General features: G+C 61.1%; 18 protein-coding genes. 3 read left to right on the top strand and 15 right to left on the bottom strand.

What is annotated here, in order from left to right:
* Positions 1-9 precede the first annotated feature (9 nt).
* The 4 genes from U8326_RS00760 to U8326_RS00745 are packed head-to-tail and all read right to left on the bottom strand — an operon-like array spanning position 10 to position 2,650.
* On the bottom strand, positions 10-780 hold the full coding sequence (locus tag U8326_RS00760; protein WP_324741759.1) for an enoyl-CoA hydratase-related protein: 771 nt from the start codon (positions 778-780) through the stop codon (positions 10-12).
* A complete protein-coding gene (locus U8326_RS00755; protein ID WP_324741758.1) occupies positions 773-1,612 on the bottom strand; it encodes an enoyl-CoA hydratase/isomerase family protein in 840 nt (279 codons plus the stop codon). The genes U8326_RS00760 and U8326_RS00755 overlap by 8 nt, the downstream gene beginning before the upstream one ends.
* On the bottom strand, positions 1,613-2,089 hold the full coding sequence (locus U8326_RS00750) for a nuclear transport factor 2 family protein (RefSeq protein ID WP_324741757.1): 477 nt from the start codon (positions 2,087-2,089) through the stop codon (positions 1,613-1,615).
* Positions 2,090-2,122: 33 nt separating this feature from the next.
* Positions 2,123-2,650, bottom strand: coding sequence for a nuclear transport factor 2 family protein (locus U8326_RS00745; RefSeq protein WP_324741756.1), 528 nt, complete (start codon positions 2,648-2,650; stop codon positions 2,123-2,125).
* Between the two features lie 94 nt (positions 2,651-2,744).
* Between U8326_RS00745 and U8326_RS00740 the strand changes: the two genes are divergently transcribed.
* Positions 2,745-3,404 carry a carboxymuconolactone decarboxylase family protein gene (locus tag U8326_RS00740; RefSeq protein ID WP_324741755.1) on the top strand — a complete coding sequence of 220 codons (660 nt, stop codon included), beginning with the start codon at positions 2,745-2,747 and terminating at the stop codon, positions 3,402-3,404.
* A gap of 103 nt (positions 3,405-3,507) precedes the next feature.
* Here the strand turns inward: U8326_RS00740 and U8326_RS00735 are convergent, their stop codons facing one another.
* The 5 genes from U8326_RS00735 to U8326_RS00715 all read right to left on the bottom strand — a co-directional run bounded on the left by U8326_RS00735 (position 3,508) and on the right by U8326_RS00715 (position 9,077).
* A complete protein-coding gene (locus tag U8326_RS00735; RefSeq protein WP_324741754.1) occupies positions 3,508-4,305 on the bottom strand; it encodes an SDR family NAD(P)-dependent oxidoreductase in 798 nt (265 codons plus the stop codon).
* 14 nt (positions 4,306-4,319) lie between these two features.
* On the bottom strand, positions 4,320-5,603 hold the full coding sequence (locus U8326_RS00730; protein WP_324741753.1) for a cytochrome P450: 1,284 nt from the start codon (positions 5,601-5,603) through the stop codon (positions 4,320-4,322).
* 22 nt (positions 5,604-5,625) lie between these two features.
* Entirely contained in the window at positions 5,626-6,711 is a 1,086-nt protein-coding gene (locus tag U8326_RS00725; RefSeq protein WP_324741752.1) for a zinc-binding dehydrogenase, read from the bottom strand.
* Positions 6,712-6,788: 77 nt separating this feature from the next.
* Positions 6,789-7,883, bottom strand: a complete 1,095-nt coding sequence (locus tag U8326_RS00720) for an LLM class flavin-dependent oxidoreductase (RefSeq protein WP_324743654.1) — start codon at positions 7,881-7,883, stop codon at positions 6,789-6,791.
* A gap of 99 nt (positions 7,884-7,982) precedes the next feature.
* The gene (locus tag U8326_RS00715; protein ID WP_324743653.1) at positions 7,983-9,077 is read right to left on the bottom strand and encodes an LLM class flavin-dependent oxidoreductase; all 1,095 of its coding nucleotides are present in this window, start codon (positions 9,075-9,077) and stop codon (positions 7,983-7,985) included.
* 238 nt (positions 9,078-9,315) lie between these two features.
* Between U8326_RS00715 and U8326_RS00710 the strand changes: the two genes are divergently transcribed.
* Positions 9,316-10,950, top strand: a complete 1,635-nt coding sequence (locus tag U8326_RS00710; protein ID WP_324741751.1) for a class I adenylate-forming enzyme family protein — start codon at positions 9,316-9,318, stop codon at positions 10,948-10,950.
* Positions 10,951-10,962: 12 nt separating this feature from the next.
* Here the strand turns inward: U8326_RS00710 and U8326_RS00705 are convergent, their stop codons facing one another.
* Positions 10,963-11,613 (bottom strand): TetR/AcrR family transcriptional regulator, encoded by a 651-nt coding sequence (locus tag U8326_RS00705; RefSeq protein ID WP_324741750.1) that lies wholly within the window; start codon positions 11,611-11,613, stop codon positions 10,963-10,965.
* An 80-nt stretch (positions 11,614-11,693) separates the two neighbouring features.
* Between U8326_RS00705 and U8326_RS00700 the strand changes: the two genes are divergently transcribed.
* Positions 11,694-12,440: a glucose 1-dehydrogenase gene (locus U8326_RS00700; RefSeq protein ID WP_324741748.1), complete on the top strand. Its 747-nt coding sequence runs from the start codon at positions 11,694-11,696 to the stop codon at positions 12,438-12,440.
* 99 nt (positions 12,441-12,539) lie between these two features.
* On the opposite strand, the gene U8326_RS00695 is transcribed toward U8326_RS00700, so the two are convergent.
* From U8326_RS00695 to U8326_RS00675, 5 genes are all read right to left on the bottom strand, one after another.
* A complete protein-coding gene (locus tag U8326_RS00695; RefSeq protein ID WP_324741747.1) occupies positions 12,540-12,905 on the bottom strand; it encodes a metal-sulfur cluster assembly factor in 366 nt (121 codons plus the stop codon).
* Positions 12,898-14,013, bottom strand: coding sequence for an amidohydrolase family protein (locus tag U8326_RS00690; RefSeq protein ID WP_324741746.1), 1,116 nt, complete (start codon positions 14,011-14,013; stop codon positions 12,898-12,900). The genes U8326_RS00695 and U8326_RS00690 overlap by 8 nt, the downstream gene beginning before the upstream one ends.
* 222 nt (positions 14,014-14,235) lie before the next feature.
* Positions 14,236-15,891 carry an NAD(P)/FAD-dependent oxidoreductase gene (locus U8326_RS00685; RefSeq protein WP_324741745.1) on the bottom strand — a complete coding sequence of 552 codons (1,656 nt, stop codon included), beginning with the start codon at positions 15,889-15,891 and terminating at the stop codon, positions 14,236-14,238.
* A gap of 294 nt (positions 15,892-16,185) precedes the next feature.
* A complete protein-coding gene (locus U8326_RS00680) occupies positions 16,186-18,561 on the bottom strand; it encodes a TonB-dependent receptor (protein ID WP_324741744.1) in 2,376 nt (791 codons plus the stop codon).
* Positions 18,562-18,923: 362 nt separating this feature from the next.
* Positions 18,924-19,574, bottom strand: coding sequence for a TetR/AcrR family transcriptional regulator (locus tag U8326_RS00675; RefSeq protein WP_324741743.1), 651 nt, complete (start codon positions 19,572-19,574; stop codon positions 18,924-18,926).
* Positions 19,575-19,664 lie beyond the last annotated feature (90 nt).

Below are 19,664 nucleotides of genomic sequence, written 5' to 3'. Positions count from 1 at the left end.
CGGCCAAGTTCAGCGCCCCGTCCAAACCGGCTTGCGTCCCTCCGCCGCTGCTGCGTTGCGTTCGCGCACATCATCGCTTTCGGCATATTGCTCGATCTCTTCGAACCGGGTCATCAACGCCACTTCCAGCGGATAGCCAAGCCGCCCGAGCACCGCGGCCTTGGCCGCCTGATTGGCAAGCGGGGCGCATTTGTTGATCTTCGCCGCCCAGGCCGCAGCCGCTTCGGCCAGCCCGGCATAGGGGACGACCTCGTTGACCAGGCCATATTGCGCTGCCGACGCCGCATCGATCCGCTCTCCGGTCAGGATCATCGCCATGGCGATATGATGCGGCAATTGCCGGATCGCCCGGTGAACCACGCCACATTCGCCAATAATTCCATGCCGCGTTTCCGGCAGGCCGAACTGGGCGGTTTCGGCGGCGACGATGATGTCGGCGCACATCGCCAGCTCGAAGCCGCCGCCGACGCAGAAGCCCTGAACCGCGGCAACCATCGGCTTCCTGAGCGTGACCAGCGGCCCGCCGATCCCAGTGAGTCCCCCGGCCAGCGCCATCCGCGTCTTGCGTTCCGGCCCTTCCGAAACGTCGGCGCCGATACAGAAGGCTTTCTCGCCCTCGGCCGAAAGGACAGCGCACCAGATCTCCGGATCGTCATTGATCGTCTTCCAGGCCTCGAACAGAAGATCGTCCATCCCGCCAGTGATCGCATTCATGCCCTGCGGGCGGTTGAGCCTGACATGGGCGACATGGTTATCGACATGGAATTCGACGTCAGCCATCAGCTGATCCTTTTCTGTGTTTCTGAAATATCTGGGTGGAGCTTTCGCCCCGGTAATGGGCCACCACCGCCGCCAGCCCTTCATCGGCGATGCGCTGGCGCATGGCGAGCACCGCGGGTTCAAGATGCAATATGGCATCGCTCTCCGAAATGGCGTTCACCGCGGACAGGAAACCGGCGGCCTCCATCGCCCGGTTGATCGACTGCTTCTTGATGGTCAGCACCGCAGGCGGGATCATCGCGATCCGCCCGGCCAGCGCCTCCACGCAGGGCACCAGCTCTTCGGCCGGGACAGCGGCGTTGGCCCAGCCCCATTCGGCGGCGGTGCGCCCATCGACCCAGTTGCCAGGGAGGAATGCCAGCTCCTTCGCGCGCTTGGCCCCGACTTGCGGCACCCAGGCGGGCGCGACATAGCCGCCGCCCAGAGGTATCCCCGGTTCCCCGATCCGGGCATCCTCCGCAACCACCGTCATATCCGCGAAACACGGCATCTGCGCGGAAATGCCCATGCAGAAGCCATGGATGGCGACGATCACCGGCTTCGGATGTCGCCACATGGCGAGCCAGCGGTCGAGATTGCGGCGCAGGCGCGCCACATCCTCCACCGGCGTGCCGCCCGCGTTATACTCGCTCAGATCGGCGCCGGCGCTGAAGCCCTTGCCTTCCCCCCTGATGCCGATAACCGGCGCGCCTTCCTTTTCGAGCTTCACCAAAGCGGCGGTGAAGGCATCCAGCAGGGCCGTGGAGAAGGCGTTCGCAGCCTGAGGCCGGCTCAGCACGATCCAGTCGATCGAATCCCCGGATTCAATTCGGAGGGGGGCCTGTTCGCTCATTCAGTCACGGCGCCCAATCGGGTTGGCTGCCTTGACATGATAGTCGGTTGTCATCGTGGTGCGCAATTCGCGGCGCTTGAACTTCCACCGGCCATCCACTTTCACCAGCGTGTCGTGATACTGGCCGTAGAGGATGCCATCGGGCCGCTCCTTCGTATAGCGGTGGATCGCGACGAGAATGGTGCGGGTGTTCACTTCGGTGGGGGATATCCAGTCGATCACCGTGCCGGAATTATGGTGGCTCGTCCCCCTGAAGAAGGTGCCGATGCCGTCCAGCGTCTTCTTGTATTCCTCGATCCCCTTGGCGCCGAAATTGGGCGCATAATCGACCTCGCAATCGTCCACGAACAACTCGGCCATCTTCTCCGGCATATTCATGTCGAGATAATAGGCATAATCCGACAGGACACGCTGGATATCGCGCTCGTCCACCAGCTGCTGCAGCGCCTGTTCGTTGTTCACTTCCATTCCTTTCATCGCATTTCCAATCATCAGGATTTGGCCGCGCCGCTATGCATCGGGCATGGCTCGCCCCTTGCGCGGACAGTCGCTCGGCAAGGGCTGCGCACCGGGCCAGCGCACATTGAAAGCGCTGGTCAGCGAGGTTTCGACCTGCGACCATGGCGCCATGTGGATGGCCTTCATTTCGCGCCGGGCGATCCGCCAGCGCCCTTCCGCCCTGCGATACAGGTCGATATAGCGGACCGCACCGAAATATGTCTGCTCCCCGAGGCCAAGCTCGAGATGCGCACCGACCAGACCCGTCGCCTCGCAATCGCTCAGGAACTCGATCTGGACGTAGTTGGGAGTATGAACGGTTTGCCCCATGCCCGCCCTGGCGGCGCGGAGGAAGGCCACCACCGCATCGCGGGTTCTGTCGCCATCGAAGCCGGACGCGACGAATTCCGCATCTTCGGTGAAGCTGTCTCCGACAGCGTCGTAATCGTCATCGTCCACCGCCCGGAAATAGGCGGCGACCAGATCCTGCAATTCTGCCCTGTCCTCCAGCCGGCGAACACGTTCTTCCAATGTAGCCAAGGATTCGTCTCTCCCGGCCGGAATTATGGCGCTGGCCGACCATTCGGTCAACACGAAAGTTGACTGAATAGTCGCTTCGACTAAATGGGGCCAGATGATGCAGGACATTTCAGCCAGGCTGCGCGAACAGGCCATCGCCGCCACGCGCGACCTCCCGGAAGGCGAAGGGCTGGATGCCCTGGCGCGCGCGCTTGTCCGGCTGGGTGTGGCGGTTTCCGTCACGGCGCTGGACCGGCAAGCCATCGCCGAAGCTATTCAGGGTGCGTTCGACGCCGGCGCAAGCGTGGATCAGGTCGAGGAGATCATTGCCTTGGTATCCGGCCTCGGCGTTCACTCACTGATGATCTCGCAGGCCATGGTGCTCGCGGCGGCCGGCGAGCGCGGTTTGCTCGACCCCGGCAGTCCGCTCGATGCGGAACGCCAGGCGCTTTGGGACCGGCATGTCGGCGACGATGCGTTCTGGATCGGCTTCGAGCAGGAGAATCCCGGCTTTCTCACAGCCATGCTGCGGCTCTGCCCCGATCTGTTCAAGGCCTTCTTCGATTACTGCGCGGTGCCCTGGAAGATCGGCTCCGTCCGGGCACGGACCAAAGAACTGGTGGCGATCGCCTGCGATATCGCGCCGACCCACGCCTTCGGCCCAGGTTTCCGCCTTCACCTGAAGAACGCCATCGCGCTGGGCGCGACCCGCCGCCAGATCATGGAAACGCTCGATATAGCGGCCGAGGGACCCGGCCACGACGGGATCGCCTAGAGTGATTTCGAGGCAGGTGGAACGCCTGCCGGCTCGGAAATCACGGAAATCGAACGGGTGCAGATTCATTCCGGCTCAATAAGAACCGGAATGAATCCAGGGATCAGCCGGCTAGGCCTCGCCAGGCCAGCGCGCCGCCGTCGATCAGATAATAGGCGCCGTTGATGAAGGAACTGTCGTCGCAAGCCAGGAACACCGCCAGCTTTGCGACCTCTTCCGGCTCGCCCAGGCGCGGGATGAGATGCGCGCCGCGCAGGAATTGCTCGACCGCCGCCGGATCTTCCGCCGCTTCGAGATATTTCTCCAGCATGGGCGTGCGGATTGCGGCAGGCCCATAGCAATTGACCCGGATTCCGAATTTGGCGAGATCGGTCGCGCTGGCCTTGGTCAGCATCCGCACCCCGCCCTTGGTCGCACAATAGGCGCCAGCCATGGGATAGGAGACTTCCGCCCCGGTCGAAGCGACGTTGACGATGGCAGGAGCGCGCGCCTCCTTGAGGTAGGGCACCGCGTGCTTGGTGCAAAGCCACACGGCCTTCAGATTGATGTCGTTGACCAGATCCCAGATATCCTCGTCCAGTTCCTCGATCGAGGTCCGGGGGGTCAGGTCGCTCTCGTGAATGGCAGCGTTGGCATGCACCACATCGATCCCGCCGAACAGCCGCGCCGTTTCATCCATCAGCGCCTTGATCGACGCGCTGTCGCGCAGATCGACCCTGATGAACGCGGCCGTGTTGCCCTCCGCTTCGATCAGGCCGACGGTTTCCCGGCCGGCTTCCTCGTTGATGTCGGCAATGACAACCTTGCCGCCCTCGCGGGCCATGGCGAGCGCGCTCGTCCTGCCCATGCCCTGCCCGGAGCCGGTGACGACGCAGACCCGGTCGGCGAGACGTTCGCTCATTTTTCGCGATCCGCTTACTTGGTCGGCCAGACGAACGGCACGTTCTCGACCGCCGCCACAATGCCGGAGTGATAGATGGGATTGGCCCCTTCAGCGAGGCTGAACTCCGGAATGCGCTTGATCCATTCCTGAACCGTCACGGTCGCTTCCATCCGCGCGAGATGAAGCCCCGCGCAGCGATGCGGCCCGCCCCCGAAGGTCGTGTGCTTCGGCATCCGTTCCCAATCGAGCGTGAACGGATCGGGATTCTCATCCTCATCCAGCCCATGCAGCACGGTCGGCAGGAGAACCATGTCGCCCTGCTTCAATTCGACCCCATGGAAGGTCTGGTCCCTGGCGACCATCCGCGCCTCGGACACCACCGGGAAGCGGCGGAACAATTCCTCCACCCCGCGCCGCAGCTTCAATTCATCATTCCTGACCTCGGCGACCTTGTCGGGGTGACGGGCCAGATAGATCATCATGAAGCTGAGGAAATTGACCACGGTGTCGAGCCCCCCGAGGAGAAGCAGCGAAATCAGGCCCAGCGCCTTGTCATGCGGCATCGGCCCGCCATCGATCGTGCCGTTGACCATGGTCGTAATCAGATCGGTGCCGCTGCCGCCCTTGCGCGCTTCGATCACCGGCTCGACATACTCGAAGAAGCCTTTGTTCGCGGCATCCAGGCATTGCGCCATCTCTTCCGGCGTGTTTCCGCGCGGACGCGTCATGTCTTCGGCGAAGCGGGCCAGCTTCGGCACATCGTCGAGCGGCAGGTCGGCCATGGCCATGAACACATGGACCGGGAAGATATTGGCATAGTCGCGGGCGAAGTCACATTGCCCCTTGGCCACCAGCGGCTCGATCAGGTTGACGGCGGATTGGCGAACCATGTCCTCGACCTCGCGGATCCGCTTGGGATTGAGCCCGACATCGAGCAGCTTGCGGTATGGGGTGTGTTCCGGCGGGTCCATTCGCGTCGGCACCATCGCGTATTTCTCGCCCGCTTCCTTGGGAAGGAAGATCACATGGCTGGAGAACAGTTCGGGGTGCTCGTAGATCTCGCGGACCATTGGCCCGTCCATCGCGATCCAGTGCCCGCCGGTCAGCGGCGTCCATACCAGCTTCTCCGTGCCTTCGCGTTGCTGAAGCGCCTTCCATGCCTCGTGATAGCCCTCGCTGATGCCGTCGAGCGCATACATGTCGATATCGCGCACGAGGCGATCGGGGACATGGGCGGGCTTCGCCGCGCGCGCCTTTCCGTCGAGCGGCGGTTCGTAGGGCAGCGGCTTCGTTTCCATCTTCGTCATCTCGGTCATAATCTGCTCCTGAGATATTGGGTCAGGCGATTTCGGGATCGATCACCGCCTTGATGACTTCACCCTTGGCCGTGGCTGAAAGTGCCGTGGCTGCGGACCCCACGCCGAAACGATGGGTAACCAGTTCGGCCAGCGGAAGCCGTTCCTGGCAGCGCACCGCCGTATGCAGCGCCTGGTGGTAATGCCTGGGCTTGGGGAAGGTCGCGCCCGCGATCGTGAGGTTCTTGAGAGTTGTGTCGCGGGGGCTGATCGGCTGCTGGCCTATGGCGCCCCACAACCCCAGCACGATATAACGGCCGTGATTTCCGGTAAGGTCGACGCCTTCCGGGAAAGCCTGAAGCACGCCCGCCGCTTCCACCACCACCTCCGGTCCGTGCGGACCACAGATTTCGTAGACCTGGCGGCGGCGCTCCTCCGCGGAATCCTTCAGGGAAACGGTCGCGGTCGCGCCCAGCGCCCTGGCGACTTCCAGCCGCTTCTCATGCATGTCGATGGCCACGATCTCCCGCGCGCCGGCAAGCGAGGCGAGAAGTATGGCGGCAAGGCCGACCGGGCCGGCCCCCTGCACCACCACTGCTTCCCCGGTGCGGACCGGACCGCAGCGATCATAGCCGCGCAGCGCGGTGGGCAGCGCGCAGCCGAGCGAGATGACCGCGTCCACCGAAGCATGGTCGGGCAGGCGGTAGAACGCCAGTCCGTTCGGCAGCCACGCGAAATCCGCATAGCTTCCCCAATTGGGCTTTTCCGCATGTTCGAAGAACTGGGAATTCTCGCAGGGCGTCTCATCGAGAACCGTGCAGTTGTAGCACCTGTGGCACAACGCGATCGGCGCCCAATAGACCAGGTCGCCCGGCTTCACCGGCACGCCCGCGTAATCGGTGTCCACGCCAGGGCCGAGCTTCTCGATCCGGCCCACGCCTTCATGGCCCAGGATGATCGGGAACGGCATGATCCCGGCCTCACCAGTGAGGATATGGACATCGCTGCCGCAGACGCCCCCGGCAATCACTCTTACCAGAGCGCCGCCCGCTTCGGGATCGGGAATGGGAACGTCCCAGGTTTCGATCCTGTTGGGCTCCACCAGAACGCAGGCTTTACCGGTTGCCATCCTTCTCTCCTTCCAGACCGCCGCTTGTCCTTACATCCGGCGGTCGAGCGACGGCGCGGAGCCGCCGCTCCAATGCATCACAGCGGCATGTTGACCTTGGGGCACACCTCGCTGGCCAGGCGACGCAGCGATTCTTCCCAGGGCTTGGGATCGTCGATGCTGTCGTGCTGGTTGGCCACGATCTGCCCCCAGCCGCCGACCTTGTCCGCCAGCGCCTCCAGCTTTTCGATCACCCTTTCGGGCGATCCGCACAGGATGACGTGATCGATCAGGAAATCATCATCGACCTGATCGGGCGTGATGTCCCTGCCGCTGTCGGCGATGATGCCTTTGAACAGGCCGAACTTGACGTAGATTTCCTTGAGATAATCGTTCCAGGTCCGCATCAGGCCGGTCTTGCGGACCAGACGCTTCGCCTCCTCATCCGTATCGGCGATGAAGATGTCGCGGCAGACGCGGAAACGCCGGCGGTCAGGCGTGTGGCCGGCCTTTTCCATTGCCGTGGCCCAGGTTTCCCAATGGGCCTTCATCTGCGACGTGCCGCCGAAGAACGAGATCGGGCTGTAGTTGCGCGATCCGGCGAACTCCATCGACCTGGAACTTTCGGACAGGCCGGTCACCGCGATTTCCAGCGCTTCACGCCCACCGTAGGGGGAATTGTCAGCGATCTCGACCCAGTATTCCGGCATCGTATCCGGCCCCGGAAAGCCTGCCTTGAAATATTTGCCCTGCTCCCTGAATGGCTTGCCTTCCCAGACCCGCTCCATCAGATGCAGCGCCTCGAGCTGCATCGGTGCCAGTTCCATGATGCTGTCGAAACCGTGCAGAATGGCATCGGTGTGATGGCCGCCGGGCGCGACGCCGAGGAAATAGCGGCCTTCCATCACCTGGCTCAGCCAGCCGACGCGAACCGCCAGCGTCGCGGGATCGTGATAAGGCAGCAGATGCGCCATCGGGGCGAAGCGGATCTGCTTCGTGGTCTGCGCGCAGGCGGCGATGATCGCTTCCGGCAAGGGGATATTCTCCCAGGCCAGCGTGTAATGCTCGCCGATCATGAAGTCCGTATATCCGGCGTCATCCGCTATCCGGGCGATCTCCACGGCCCAGTCGAAGACCTGGCGCGAAGTCCTGCTCGGCGGATTGTAGGGAGTCATGAACATCCCGCATTGCATTGCCATTCTCTTTCTCTCCGATTGCGCAGGTGCGTGGCGGTGTGCACCTGCTTCTTATTTTCCGAACCGCTCCAGCCCTGCCCTCATGCGCCGAGGGGTTCAGACATAGATTCCCTGCTCGTCCTTGCTGGCGAAGCGCGGCGCGATCTTCGCCATGAATTCCTCGATTTCCTCATGGTTCTGCTGCGGTTCGAGATGACCCTGGCCGAACATCAGGAACAGTTCGTTGAACCCGAGCTTGTCATGCGCTTCGCCGATGCGATCCGCAATTTCGTCGGCCGAGCCGATCAGGACGTTCGGCATCCGCTGCCCATGGGGAATGAACCATTCATCCCAGAACCACTTGTGCTCATCCATCAGCGCCTGCTGCTTGTCCTTGTCGTTGGTCAGCATCAGGAAGCCGCCCCATGCCATGGCATCGCCGGGATCGGGATCGTGGCCGGCCTTGACCGCGCCATCCATCCAGCGGTCGCGCAGAGCCTTGCAGAACTCCAGATCGTCGGCCAGCACGATCGGCGTGCCGTTCTCCCTGGCCCACATGTCGACCGTGCGCATCGTGCCGGCAAAGCCGCCGTAGATGCGCGGGTGCGGGTCCTGGTAGCAGTGCGGGGCGATGCCGATCTCCCGCACGATGCCATCCGCATCCTGCCCCTTCCCGAACTTGGCATAGGCCGGATGCCCGGCGGACCCATCCTTGGGCGGGAAGTCCCAGTGCTTGCCGTGATGGCTGAACACATCGCTGGTCCACGCCTTCTTGATGATCTGGATCGATTCCTCGAACACTTCCCGGTTGAGCGTGTCCTGCGCGTCCCTGGCCTTGGCGTTGGCGGGCTGGGTGCAGCCCACGCCCTTGACCGAGGCATAGGCATCCACCCATCGCGCATGGTAGCCGCGCGTGAAACCCACATAGAGCCGGCCCTTCAGCATATGATCCAGCGTGGCGATCTCCTCCGCGACACGGACCGGATTATGCGTGGGCAAGGTATACCCCATGATGCCAGCCTTGAGACGCTGCGAATGGAGCCCCACAAACAGGCTGAACATCCCGGGATGATTGTTCGCTTCGAAGCCCTCGATCTGCAGATGGTGCTCGGGCTGGCAATAGCCGGCAAAGCCAAGCTCGTCGGCCTGCCGGACGTATCCCTTAATCTCCTCCAGAAAGCGCTGGTAGAGATCCTTTCGCTGACCGGCCATTCCCTGTTCGATTTCGTGACGCCGCCCGACGACACCCGTTTGCATGAGGTGGAATTTCAAAGCATCTTCTCCACACCGAGTCCCTTTATCAACGCATACGTTGATATGCGCATCGTATCGTTCCTGTCAACCATTCTGCCCATATGCGCTTTATCAACTTCAACGTTGACAGAAATGGCCCGGCCGCGCATTTTCAGATCAAGGCAAGGAATAAGATGCCGGGAATCGGAGAGAAGGAATGACTGCGTTTGAACGCTGGAGTGAGGTTTGCACGATCGGCGATCTCCTCATCCGAAGCGCAGCGAATCATCCCAACCGAAAGGCTCTGGTCATGCCGGAGTTCGCCATCACCTATCGCGAGCTTCTGGAAGAAGCGGCTGCGGTGGCCCGCGGCATTGTCGGGCTGGGCATCCAGCCGCGCTCGCATATCGGCCTGTTCTGCAACAATGGCCGCGAATTCGTGACCGGCCTGTTTGGCGCGCTGCTCGCCAATTGCGTGGTGGTGCCGCTGCATGCCCGGCACAAGGCCCATGAACTGGCCTATATCATCGACAATGCGCAGATTTCTCTGCTGTTCAGCGCTGCTGCCGACACACGCTATCTCGATTTCCGCGAAGTCCTCGGCAATGCCCTGCCCTCACTGGCGACCGCCAACCCGGGGCCGCTGGCAATTCCGGAAGCGCCGCATCTGCGCCATGTCGTCCTGCTTTCGGGCGACGCGGCAAACGGGTTCGTCGATCGGGCGGAATTCATGGATGCTGGCGCAGGCATCGACGCCGATCTGATCGATCAACTGCGCCGCCGCACCCGGCTCGATGACCTTGCCGCGATCCTCTACACCTCCGGCACGACAGCCAATCCCAAGGGCTGCATGCTGACTCACGAAGCCATGACGCGCGGCCCGGTCGAAAGGGCGGACAGCCGGTTCCGTTCATCCGACCATGACGTGACCTGGGGCGGCGGCCCCCTGTTTCACATCGGCTCTCTGGCGCCTTTCCTCGGTTCGATCGGCACTGCCGGGACATATCTGACCGACAGCTTCTTCGATCCCGACCGCGCGATTGCCCTGATGACGGAGCAGGGCGTCACCGCGTTCTGGCCGTGGTTCCCGGCGATCCTGCAACCGCTGATGGCGCATCCCGGCTTCGATGCAGCCACCGCCAGGGTCAGAACCATGCTGTTCATCGGCCCGGAATTGCTTGTGCGGGAAATACAGGACCGGCTGCCCCAGGCCGAAGTGCTGCAAGGCTGCGGCATGACCGAAACCGCAGGCATCTTTGCGATCAGCGATCCCGATGAAACCCGCGAGCAGCGCGCGACATCGCACGGCAAGGCCGTGCCCGGCGTCGAGGTGCGCATCATCGACATGGAAACAGGCGAGGATGCGCCGGATGGAACCGTGGGCGAGATACTGGTGCGCGGTTATTGCGTCACCAAGGGATATTACCGCGATCCGGCAAAGACCGCGGAAGCCATAGACGAGGACGGCTGGCTGCATACGGGCGACCTGTATTCGCGAAGCGCGGACGGCAGCCTGATTTTCAACGGCCGGGCCAAGGACATGCTGAAAGTCGGCGGAGAGAACGTCGCCGCAATCGAAGTCGAAGCGTTTCTGTGCAGCCATCCGGCCGTAAAGATCGCCGAGGTGATCGGCAGGCCCGATGAACGGATGGACGAAGTGCCCGTAGCCTTTGTCGAACTGCACCCAGGCGTCAGCGCGAATGAAGAGGAGCTTATCGGCCACTGTCGTGGCAAGATCGCCAGCTACAAGGTGCCGCGCGCGATCTATTTCGTGACTGCCGAGGAGTGGCCGATGTCGGCCACCAAGGTCAACAAGGTCGCCCTGCGCAAGCGCCTCGGCGAGTTCGTCTGAGCGGCCCGTGGATCAGCGCGGCCTCATCCCGTCGAGAAATATCCTTGCAAACGATCTCGACACCTCGTCCGCGCCATGCGCCCCGCCCGGCTGATACCAGCGATGCGTCCAGTTGAGCATTCCGAAGATGGCGTTGGCCGCGATCGAGACGGGGATATCGTCACGCATCTTTCCCGCCGCGATGGTTTCGGAAATCAATCCCATCACGATCTTCTCGAACTTGCGGGTCTGTCCGGCGAGTTCCTGCGCCCAGACGCTCTTCTCGCTCGCGATCCGATCCATTTCCTCCTGAATATACACATACATGTGCGGGTAATGCTCGTCATATGCCTTCATCAGCTGCTGGATTATCGCCTGCAGCTTCTCCAGCGAATCCAGCTTGTCGTTCTGGGAGATCTTCACGCATTCACGAATATTCTGGTCGACTCCGGTGCGCAGAATCTCCCGGAACAATTCTTCCTTGCTCCCGAAATAGTAATAGACCGTGGCCCGGTCCAAACCGGCCTTGTGGCCTATCTCGGCCAGGGTCGTGGCGCGATAGCCGCTCTGCTTGAACTGCTGCGCCGCGATTCGGACCAGCTCATCGCGCTTCGCGAGATAATCCGCGCTCCCTTCCTTGAGGGCGGATTCCCGACGTTTCGAAATATTGGATGCTTTCACCATGCGCTCGATCGCGGCGGCCGGGAGGCCGCCTCTCTCCCCCGAAATTAGCCGATCAACTTTCGACAAAGGCGATAAATGACATGAACAGGCTCAAAAACAAGGTAGCAATCATCACCGGCGCCGCTCAGGGCATGGGAGAAACCCATGCAAAGCTGTTCGTCGCGGAAGGGGCGAAGGTCATCCTGACCGACCTCAACGAGAAGGGCGGGCAGGCGCTGGCGGACAGCCTGGGCGAGAACGCCCTGTTCATCAAACAGGACGTCACGCGGAAAGCCGACTGGAATCGCGTCGTCCAGGAAGGCGAGGCCCGCTTCGGCACGGTCAATGTGCTGGTCGCGAATGCGGGGGTCATCGGCAAGGTGAGCAGCACGCTCGAATTCGCGGAGGAAGATTATCACTTCGTCTGCAACATCAACCAGACCGGCGTCTTCCTCGGCATCCAGGCGGTGTTGCCTTCGATGATCAGGGCCGGCGGCGGCTCGATCGTCAATATCTCCTCCATCGCCGGCATGGTCGCCTGCTACGGCCTGCCGAACATCGCCTATGTGGCGAGCAAGTTCGCCGTGCGGGGAATGACCAAGCGGGTCGCGGTGGAGTTCGGGGACAAGAATATCCGCTGCAATTCGATCCACCCGGGCTTTATCAAGACACCGATGATGGTCGAGGCGACCGACGAGGGCGGCGGCGATGCGCTCGGCATGATTCCCCTCAACCGGATGGCCGACCCCATCGAGGTTTCGAACCTGGCGCTGTTCCTGGCCTCTGACGAATCCTCGTTCATCACCGGCATGGAGCATGTGATCGACGGCGGCATGACCGCCATCTGAGTGGAGAGTGTCTGCTGCGCAGCGGGGGAAGCAGCAGCAAAGCCTCAGACTATGGCAAAGCCGCCAGCCACTGGGTGCGGATTCCCGCAATCATAGCGGCTAACGGGTTTCCAACTCGGCATGAGCGGCCACCAGCAGCTTCTCACGCCTTGCCTGCACGGCGAGGCTCATCCGTCCGGGCGACCAGTCCAGACCGTTGTCCGGGACCAGCGAGACGGATGTCACGCCCTGAAGCCGCCCAATCCTCTCCGAGCTTTCCTTCTTGAAGAAAGCGATCATGTGGCAGAACGGCGCGGTCAGGCAGAGCTGGATATGCACCTCCCCTGCCTCCGAAATGTCCAGCTGCTTGATCAGCCCCATCTCCACCAGCCCGAGCGGCGCGCCTGAAGCAACGCTGCACGGGTCCTTGATCTGGTCGAGTTCCGCGAGGATACGCTCTCGCAGGCCAGCCTGCGCATCAAGCATGAACCGCCTCGCCGACCTTCGCCTTGCCGTGCTCTATGGTCGATAGCGGCGGCTTCGGCGGTTCGCCGGGCTGGCGGGCAAATTGATCGCCCTTGATGCCCTGCTTTATCCTGTCGAGATCGAGCCGGTGCAGCCGGGCATACGTGCCGGCCAGGATATTCCTCTTATCCTCATTCGTGATCTGGCGGATCGGCTTGAACAGCCCGGCCTTGTCCAGCATCTCTTCGGGAAACTGGAAATCGCGGAACGCCTCGAGCGCGGGTTGCGGATGGCACAATGTGCCGCCGGAACCCCAGAACATGCGCCCAAGCATATCCGAGCCGCCAACCTTGCAAAGCCCCAGCAGCACTTCGGCGAAAGCCATCGGACGGCGTTCGATCAGGATATTCTGGATTTCCATATTGACCGCGATATTGCCGAAGCGCGCGAGCAGCCACGCGGTTTCCTCAAGGAAGGCCAGCCCGCCATGCACGATCTCGAAATTGAGATCGGGAAAATCGGTGGCGGCGGCTTCGATATCGGTCGGATTGAAGGCATCGCCGACCGAGAAGGGGCCGATCGGAACCGCCTTGTGGACGGCAACCGTGTCTATCCCGAGCTTCTGGGCTTCCTCGTAAAGCGGATAGGCGATCTTCGGATCGTCCATCCGGAAGCTGATGAACTTCTCGCCGGTCCAGCTGGTGGGATAGACCTTCATGCCCAGCGGCTTCCAGAGGCTCGCCTGCTCCTTGAGCATCGCCACCGCGTCCGGCCCCTTGAGCGGGTCCGCAAAGGCATATGCGCCGATGAAGCGCGACGGATATTTTTCCAGGGCTTCCGCAGCTTTTTCGATCGACGAATAGCCATCCTTGAAGGAAGCGAACAGCAGGGGATGCATGACCGCGACATCGGTGTCGCTTTCGGCAAAGAGCAGATTGGCCAGCCCGTCGACCTGCCAGTCGACGATATATTGTTCGCGATTCATGGCATAGCGCGGGTCCGGCGCATCAGCCCCGAGATGGTAGGCCATTTCCACCATCGCATCCGCGAAGATAGGCTCCGCGTAATTTTCCCTCACCTGATTGTAAGCGTGCGTCACCGCATCGAGTACAAAGAAGTCGCCAATCATCTCGCTCTCCTATTCTATCTATCTGTCGTGCCGCCGGTTTGCTCCGGCCATTATCCTTCGCAGCCCGCCAATCGGCCTCTGGCCGGTGCGACCATCATCGACCCGTCACGTTAACGACGACTCCAAATCGCTTATTCCACGATACCGTGGATTTTATCATCCTCAAAATGGAATGCGCAGCGGCTCTGATGCCGCTCGAAGAATGAGCGGCTTTCGCGAGAGTCATGCCGGTGCCTTCTCTCGCGAAAGCGTGAAGTCCCGATATCCGTTTTTCGCGCTGGCCCAGCTCAACTCGAGAAAGCGGGGCAATCCGCCGGCATAATACAACGGCTCCATTTCCCGTCCGGGCAGATTGTTCCCAAACCACCAGCTCGCCGTCTTCGGCAGGAGCGTGGCATTCGCGGACTCCACGATCTCCTTCTTCCAGAACTCCTCGGCTTCGGGCCTCGCCTCGATGCGCGTGAAGCCCTTGTCTCGCATATATTCGATGCAGGCGACCAGCCATTCGCCCTGATATTCGGCGGTGGAAGGGCCGTTCGTCCAGGCGGCGGGCGACTGCGGGCCGTAGATGAAGAAGAGGTTCGGGAAATTGGCGCTGGCGACACCAAGCGCCGTGCGGAATCCATCGCTCCAATATTCGGCGAGGCTCTGCCCATTGGCGCCGACTATGTCGATCGAGGCTGGCCCGCCATGGACCGCATCGAACCCGGTCCCGAAGATAATCATGTCAAGCGGAATGAATCCGGCCGCCGTTTCCAAGCCATCTTCGCGGGCGCGCAGGATCGAGTTCTTCTTCAGATCGACGAGTTCGACATTATCCTGATTGAACGCATCGTAGAACCACTGCTCCAGCGGCATTCGCTTGGTGCCGAAGAGATAGGGCGGTTTTTCCGGAGCAAGCGTTTCAGCGGTCTGAGGGTTCTTCACCCGGGCATGGACACGCTGGCGCCAGTAATCATAGGCGTCATTGCTGACGCGCTCATCCGCCAGCAGATCGCGGAAGGTGCCGAGCCAGGCGTAGAAGGCACCCATCTGCCACTTGCGCCGATAGTGCTCGAGCCTTTCTTCCGGCGTCAGATCGAACCACGAAACATCCTCGAACTGATAGTCGAACCCCGCAAAGGTGTGCCGGCGGGATTCGAACAGCGCCTTGTAGGTTTTCTTCAACTCGTCCTGCTCTTCAACCGAAAAGGGCCGTTGCTGAAGCGGGAGGGCAATGGCTGGCGTGCGCTGGAACAGCGTGAGTTTCCCGGCCTTGAGGCTCGCCTGTTCGGTCAGCTGGACCGCGCTGGACCCGGTGCCGATGATGCCGACATTCTTGCCGGTGAAGTCCACGCCCGCCTGCGGCCAGCGGCCGGGATGCGCGGTTTCGCCCCTGAATTTTTCGATTCCCTCGATCTGCGGATAATTGGGCTTTGAAGCGAAGCCCGTGCAGACGATCAGATAGCGTGCGCTGACCATGTCGCCCTTGTCGGTGGCAACCAGCCAACGCTGCGATTGCTCATCCCACCGCGCCTTTTCGATGCGAGTGTTGAGGCGGACATCCTTATCCAGCCCGAGTTTCTCGTCGACATAGCGGAAGTAGGCGCGGATTTCGGTCCAGGCCGGGAAGCGTTCCGTATAATTCCAGTCGCGCCACAGATCCTCGCGCGAATACTGATAGATCGGCGCCTCCGTATCGACCCGCGCGCCGGGATAGCAGTTCCAGTACCAGATCCCGCCGATCTGCTCGGCCATGTCATAGACCTTGGCGTTGAAGCCTTTCTCGCGAAGATGAATGAGCTGGTAAAGCCCGGCAAATCCGGCCCCGACGATCAGAGCGTCGATTTCCTCAACTGTCGCCTGCGGGCCATTTTCGAGTTCGGCTGTTGCCGGCATTCAGACATCCTCCATTTTTTCCACGATACTGTAGAAAAATTGCAGGGCGCGCGCAATCGCACTTTTGATACGATGCGAGATCGCATGGGGCTGGATCTGGAAGGCTGCGCGCCATGCCGGCAATCGGGAGGCTAGCGGGGCGGAGGCAGGCCCGAAACCGGGCGGCACTTGCGGCTTTTCAAAACGAACGGGGGACCGCTCATCCGTGTGACGAATGAACGATCCCCGCAAAGTTGAAGCTATGCGCTTTCGGCCGACAAGAGATGCTCTCGGCCAGATGTATATCGGGCTTTTCTAGAACTTGATCGTGGCTTCCACGCCATAGGTGCGCGGCTGCCCTGGCGTAAGCAGAACGGTGCCGAAAGCCCCGGCCGTATCATAGCCGAACGGATAATATTTCTTGTCGAAGATGTTCTTGCCCCAGAAGCGAACCTGCAGGTTGTTGCTGTTCCAGGCCAGACTGGCATTGACCAGCGCGTAACCCTTGCCCTGGACAAGGTCCGTCTGCCCTGCGGGAATGCCGTCAGTCGGGTCCGGGTCGCCGCCATAGAGGCCGGTCGGGTCAGGCCGGATATTATCGTTGAACGGATCGTAGAACACCTTGCTCTTATAAGCGACCTCGCCACTGAATACGATGTCGCCGCTGGCGACATTGCCCAAGGTCAGGTCGCCGCCGAAGCTGAGCGTCCATTTCGACGCGAACGGAATTTCATTCCCGCCGATTTCGATCATGCTGAGGGGCTGGCCGTTCTTGTATTTGGTATCGAGATAGCCCAGCGAACCGCGCAGGGTCAGTGCGGGGATCGGCTTAGCCAGCAATTCCAGTTCGGCGCCCTTCACCTTTGCATCGAGACTGCGCAGATAGGCGACGCCGCCGATGACTTCCTGAACCTGCTGCTTCTTGTAGTCATAGTGGAACAATGCGCCGTTCAGCTGCACACGGTCGTTGGCGAAGCGGGTCTTGAAGCCGAACTCGATGGAATCGAGGCGTTCCGGCTCGACGAAGTAGATCGCGTTCTGATCGATGAAGCCGTAGCCATTATAGGTTGCCGAACGATAGCCACGGCTGAAGCTGACATAGGTCTTGATCTCGTCGGTCCAGGCATAGTTCAGAATCGCGCGGCCCGACCAGTTATCGTAGCTGTTCTTGATATTGGCATCGTTGAACAGGAAGAACGGGTCCCCGAAGAGGTCGAGCTGCGTGCCCGGGAAATCCGTGTAGGGCGCCGAATAGGCGTCCAGGAAGTCCACATGATCCTTGGTATAGCGAAGGCCGGCGGTCAGAGCGAGCTTGTCGGTGATGTCGAAGGTGCCTTCGCCATACACCGCGAATGTTTCACGCTTCTGGTTGTAGCCGAACAGGACGTTGAGCGAGGTCGACAAGCCCGGGGCCCAATCGAGGACGCTGGTGGCGTCCGGAAGGAAATTGTAGGCCATGACCTCGTTTCTCGAACGGATGCTGTCCTTGCCATAATAGACGCCGAGCAGCCCCTTGAACCGATCGCTGTCATAGTTGACCCGGAAGTCCTGGCTGAAATCCTTGCCCTTCGACCCATAGATAATGAAATAGACGTCATTGTAGCTTGCATCATTGTCGATGTTCAGCTTGTAATCCGACTTGGTGTAGCCGGTGACCGAAGTGATCGACCAGTTATCGCTGATCTGGTAGTTGATGTTGAGCGAAAGCCCCCACGACTTGGTGATATATTTTCCACCCTTGTCGAATGAAACTTCATTGTAGCTGCAGCAGACATCGCCATTGGGAGTGATGCCGCCCTGACGGGTGCTGCCGACGATATCGGTCCCGCCGTTCCCGTTGGCGTCCATCCCGACCAATCCGATGTAATGCAACGGATAGCCCACCGGATCGTCCTTGGCGTAGTAACCGCCAATCTTGATATCCAAATCCTCATTGGGCTTGATCCGCAGATTGCCGCGCACGCCGATGGAATCGGAGGAACCGTAGCTGTCCGGGCCGTTTGCGCGGAAACCGGCATCAGGCTCCTTGAAATAGCCGTCACCCTTGACCCGGTTGAACGCCACGCGCACGCCTACCTGATCCTCGACCAGCGTTGCCTCAACCGCGCCCTGCAGCTTCCAGCGGTCATAATTGCCATAGCCGACGGTCAAATAGCCGTTCGCCTCGCCCAGTTGCGGCTGACGCGTATACATGCTGATCGCGCCGCCCGTGGTATTGCGCCCGAACAAGGTGCCCTGCGGCCCGCGCAGAACCTCGACCCGATCCAGATCGTAAAGCTGCAGGCCGTGGGTATAACGGAAGGTCTGGCTGACTTCATCGACATATACGCCAATCGGAGACGCCGTGTTTGCCGCGAACTCATTCGTCACGCCAACGCCGCGCATCGAGAAGTTCGGCGAGGTTTCACCATATTGCGAGCTGACCTGCAGGTTGGGAACCACCGCACCGAGATCGTTCGAGGAAGTGACGCCGCGCGATGCGAGCTGCTCCGAACCGATGGCGGAAATACTGACCGGAACGTCCTGCAAATTTTCGGCGCGTTTCGTGGCGGTGACGACGATTTCGCCAAGCCCGCCGGAACTACTGCTCGACTGGGCCATGGCGGGAGCCGCGGCGAGCGCAGCCGAACCCAGCAGGACCACCTTCAGCCCAACTCCGAACACACCACTGTTGTATGTTTCCATTTTCATCTCTCCTCCCCTTCTTCATGCTGCCCGCTTTGCGAGCGCAAGCTTATTGGCTTTGCTGCCTTCTAGATAACCTCCTTAAAGAATCGCGTCAACAACACTGCTGTTGCAAGGCATCGTCTCGATCCCGATCCTTTCGCGGACCGGGAGCGTTTGCAGAGGTAATCTTATTTGTTCCTACGATAGCCACTCCAAGCGATCACGTCAACGTTCTCGTTGAACAGACTGCCCAACTTCATTCCACGACTCCGTGGAATCGCTTATTGCTAACGTGCCGGGAGGGGAGACGCAACTCTCCTCTCTCCGGCGAGCAGGCTGCAGGAATGAATGGTTGTGTAGCTACCGGCGCTGGGCCGGTGCGACGGTCAGTAGGGTGATTCGAGGCCGCCCAGGACCAGTTCCGCGAAAGTGTTCCCGATTTCCTCGGCGCCACCTGAACGATTGGGATTGAACCAGCGATGGCTCCAATTGAGCATTCCGAGTATTCCGTAGGTTACCGTGCGCGCGGCCCCCATTCGGCGGAAACTTCCATCGGCATAGCCCTGCTCAATTATCTCGACGAAACAGTTCTCGATGTTGCGGTTCAGATTGCGCATATGAAGCGACCAATCCGATCGCTTGCCCTGCACCTTGGTCAGATCCTCGCGGACATAGATGTGTAGCAAGGGATAATTATCCACATAGGATGTCATGAACGCCATCAGCAGTTCGCGCATCTTCCGGCGCGGGCTGATGTCGCTTCCGGCAATGCGCTTCGCGAGCCGTTCGTTCTCCTCGAGCACGGACCGAACGACTTCATCGAACATGTCTTCCTTGGAAGAGAAGTAATAGTAGATCGTCGCGCGATCGACGCCGATTTCCGCCGCCACCGCGCTCAGGCTCGCCCCCTGGTAGCCGAGCCTGTGAAAGACCCGCACTGCCGCTTCGCTGATCTCAGCCTTGCGATTTTCGTAGGAAGCCCGCGCTTCCTTCCGTGCGCTGGAGCGCCGCCTTCCAATGACCGACTTCGTATCCAAACCTCACTCCAAACACCCAAAAGAACCAGGCCACCGGCACCCGCTATCCTGGCGCCGAAGTCACCGGCGGCCCAGGCATGTGCGGCATCG

The organism is Tsuneonella sp. CC-YZS046, assembly GCF_035581365.1.
Lineage (GTDB): Bacteria > Pseudomonadota > Alphaproteobacteria > Sphingomonadales > Sphingomonadaceae > JAWKXU01.
The sequence above is the reverse complement of the archived record's forward strand: the minus strand, read 5'-3'. Positions and strand labels throughout refer to the sequence as shown.

Coding starts and splice junctions, on each gene's coding strand:
- U8326_RS00680 (WP_324741744.1), bottom strand. CDS start 18,561: ATGAAAATGGAAACATACAACAGTGGTGTGTTCGGAGTTGGGCTGAAG.
- U8326_RS00700 (WP_324741748.1), top strand. CDS start 11,694: ATGAACAGGCTCAAAAACAAGGTAGCAATCATCACCGGCGCCGCTCAG.
- U8326_RS00690 (WP_324741746.1), bottom strand. CDS start 14,013: ATGATTGGCGACTTCTTTGTACTCGATGCGGTGACGCACGCTTACAAT.
- U8326_RS00685 (WP_324741745.1), bottom strand. CDS start 15,891: ATGCCGGCAACAGCCGAACTCGAAAATGGCCCGCAGGCGACAGTTGAG.
- U8326_RS00735 (WP_324741754.1), bottom strand. CDS start 4,305: ATGAGCGAACGTCTCGCCGACCGGGTCTGCGTCGTCACCGGCTCCGGG.
- U8326_RS00705 (WP_324741750.1), bottom strand. CDS start 11,613: ATGGTGAAAGCATCCAATATTTCGAAACGTCGGGAATCCGCCCTCAAG.
- U8326_RS00740 (WP_324741755.1), top strand. CDS start 2,745: ATGATGCAGGACATTTCAGCCAGGCTGCGCGAACAGGCCATCGCCGCC.
- U8326_RS00750 (WP_324741757.1), bottom strand. CDS start 2,089: ATGAAAGGAATGGAAGTGAACAACGAACAGGCGCTGCAGCAGCTGGTG.
- U8326_RS00710 (WP_324741751.1), top strand. CDS start 9,316: ATGACTGCGTTTGAACGCTGGAGTGAGGTTTGCACGATCGGCGATCTC.
- U8326_RS00760 (WP_324741759.1), bottom strand. CDS start 780: ATGGCTGACGTCGAATTCCATGTCGATAACCATGTCGCCCATGTCAGG.
- U8326_RS00720 (WP_324743654.1), bottom strand. CDS start 7,883: ATGCAATGCGGGATGTTCATGACTCCCTACAATCCGCCGAGCAGGACT.
- U8326_RS00730 (WP_324741753.1), bottom strand. CDS start 5,603: ATGACCGAGATGACGAAGATGGAAACGAAGCCGCTGCCCTACGAACCG.
- U8326_RS00725 (WP_324741752.1), bottom strand. CDS start 6,711: ATGGCAACCGGTAAAGCCTGCGTTCTGGTGGAGCCCAACAGGATCGAA.
- U8326_RS00695 (WP_324741747.1), bottom strand. CDS start 12,905: ATGCTTGATGCGCAGGCTGGCCTGCGAGAGCGTATCCTCGCGGAACTC.
- U8326_RS00715 (WP_324743653.1), bottom strand. CDS start 9,077: ATGGCCGGTCAGCGAAAGGATCTCTACCAGCGCTTTCTGGAGGAGATT.
- U8326_RS00755 (WP_324741758.1), bottom strand. CDS start 1,612: ATGAGCGAACAGGCCCCCCTCCGAATTGAATCCGGGGATTCGATCGAC.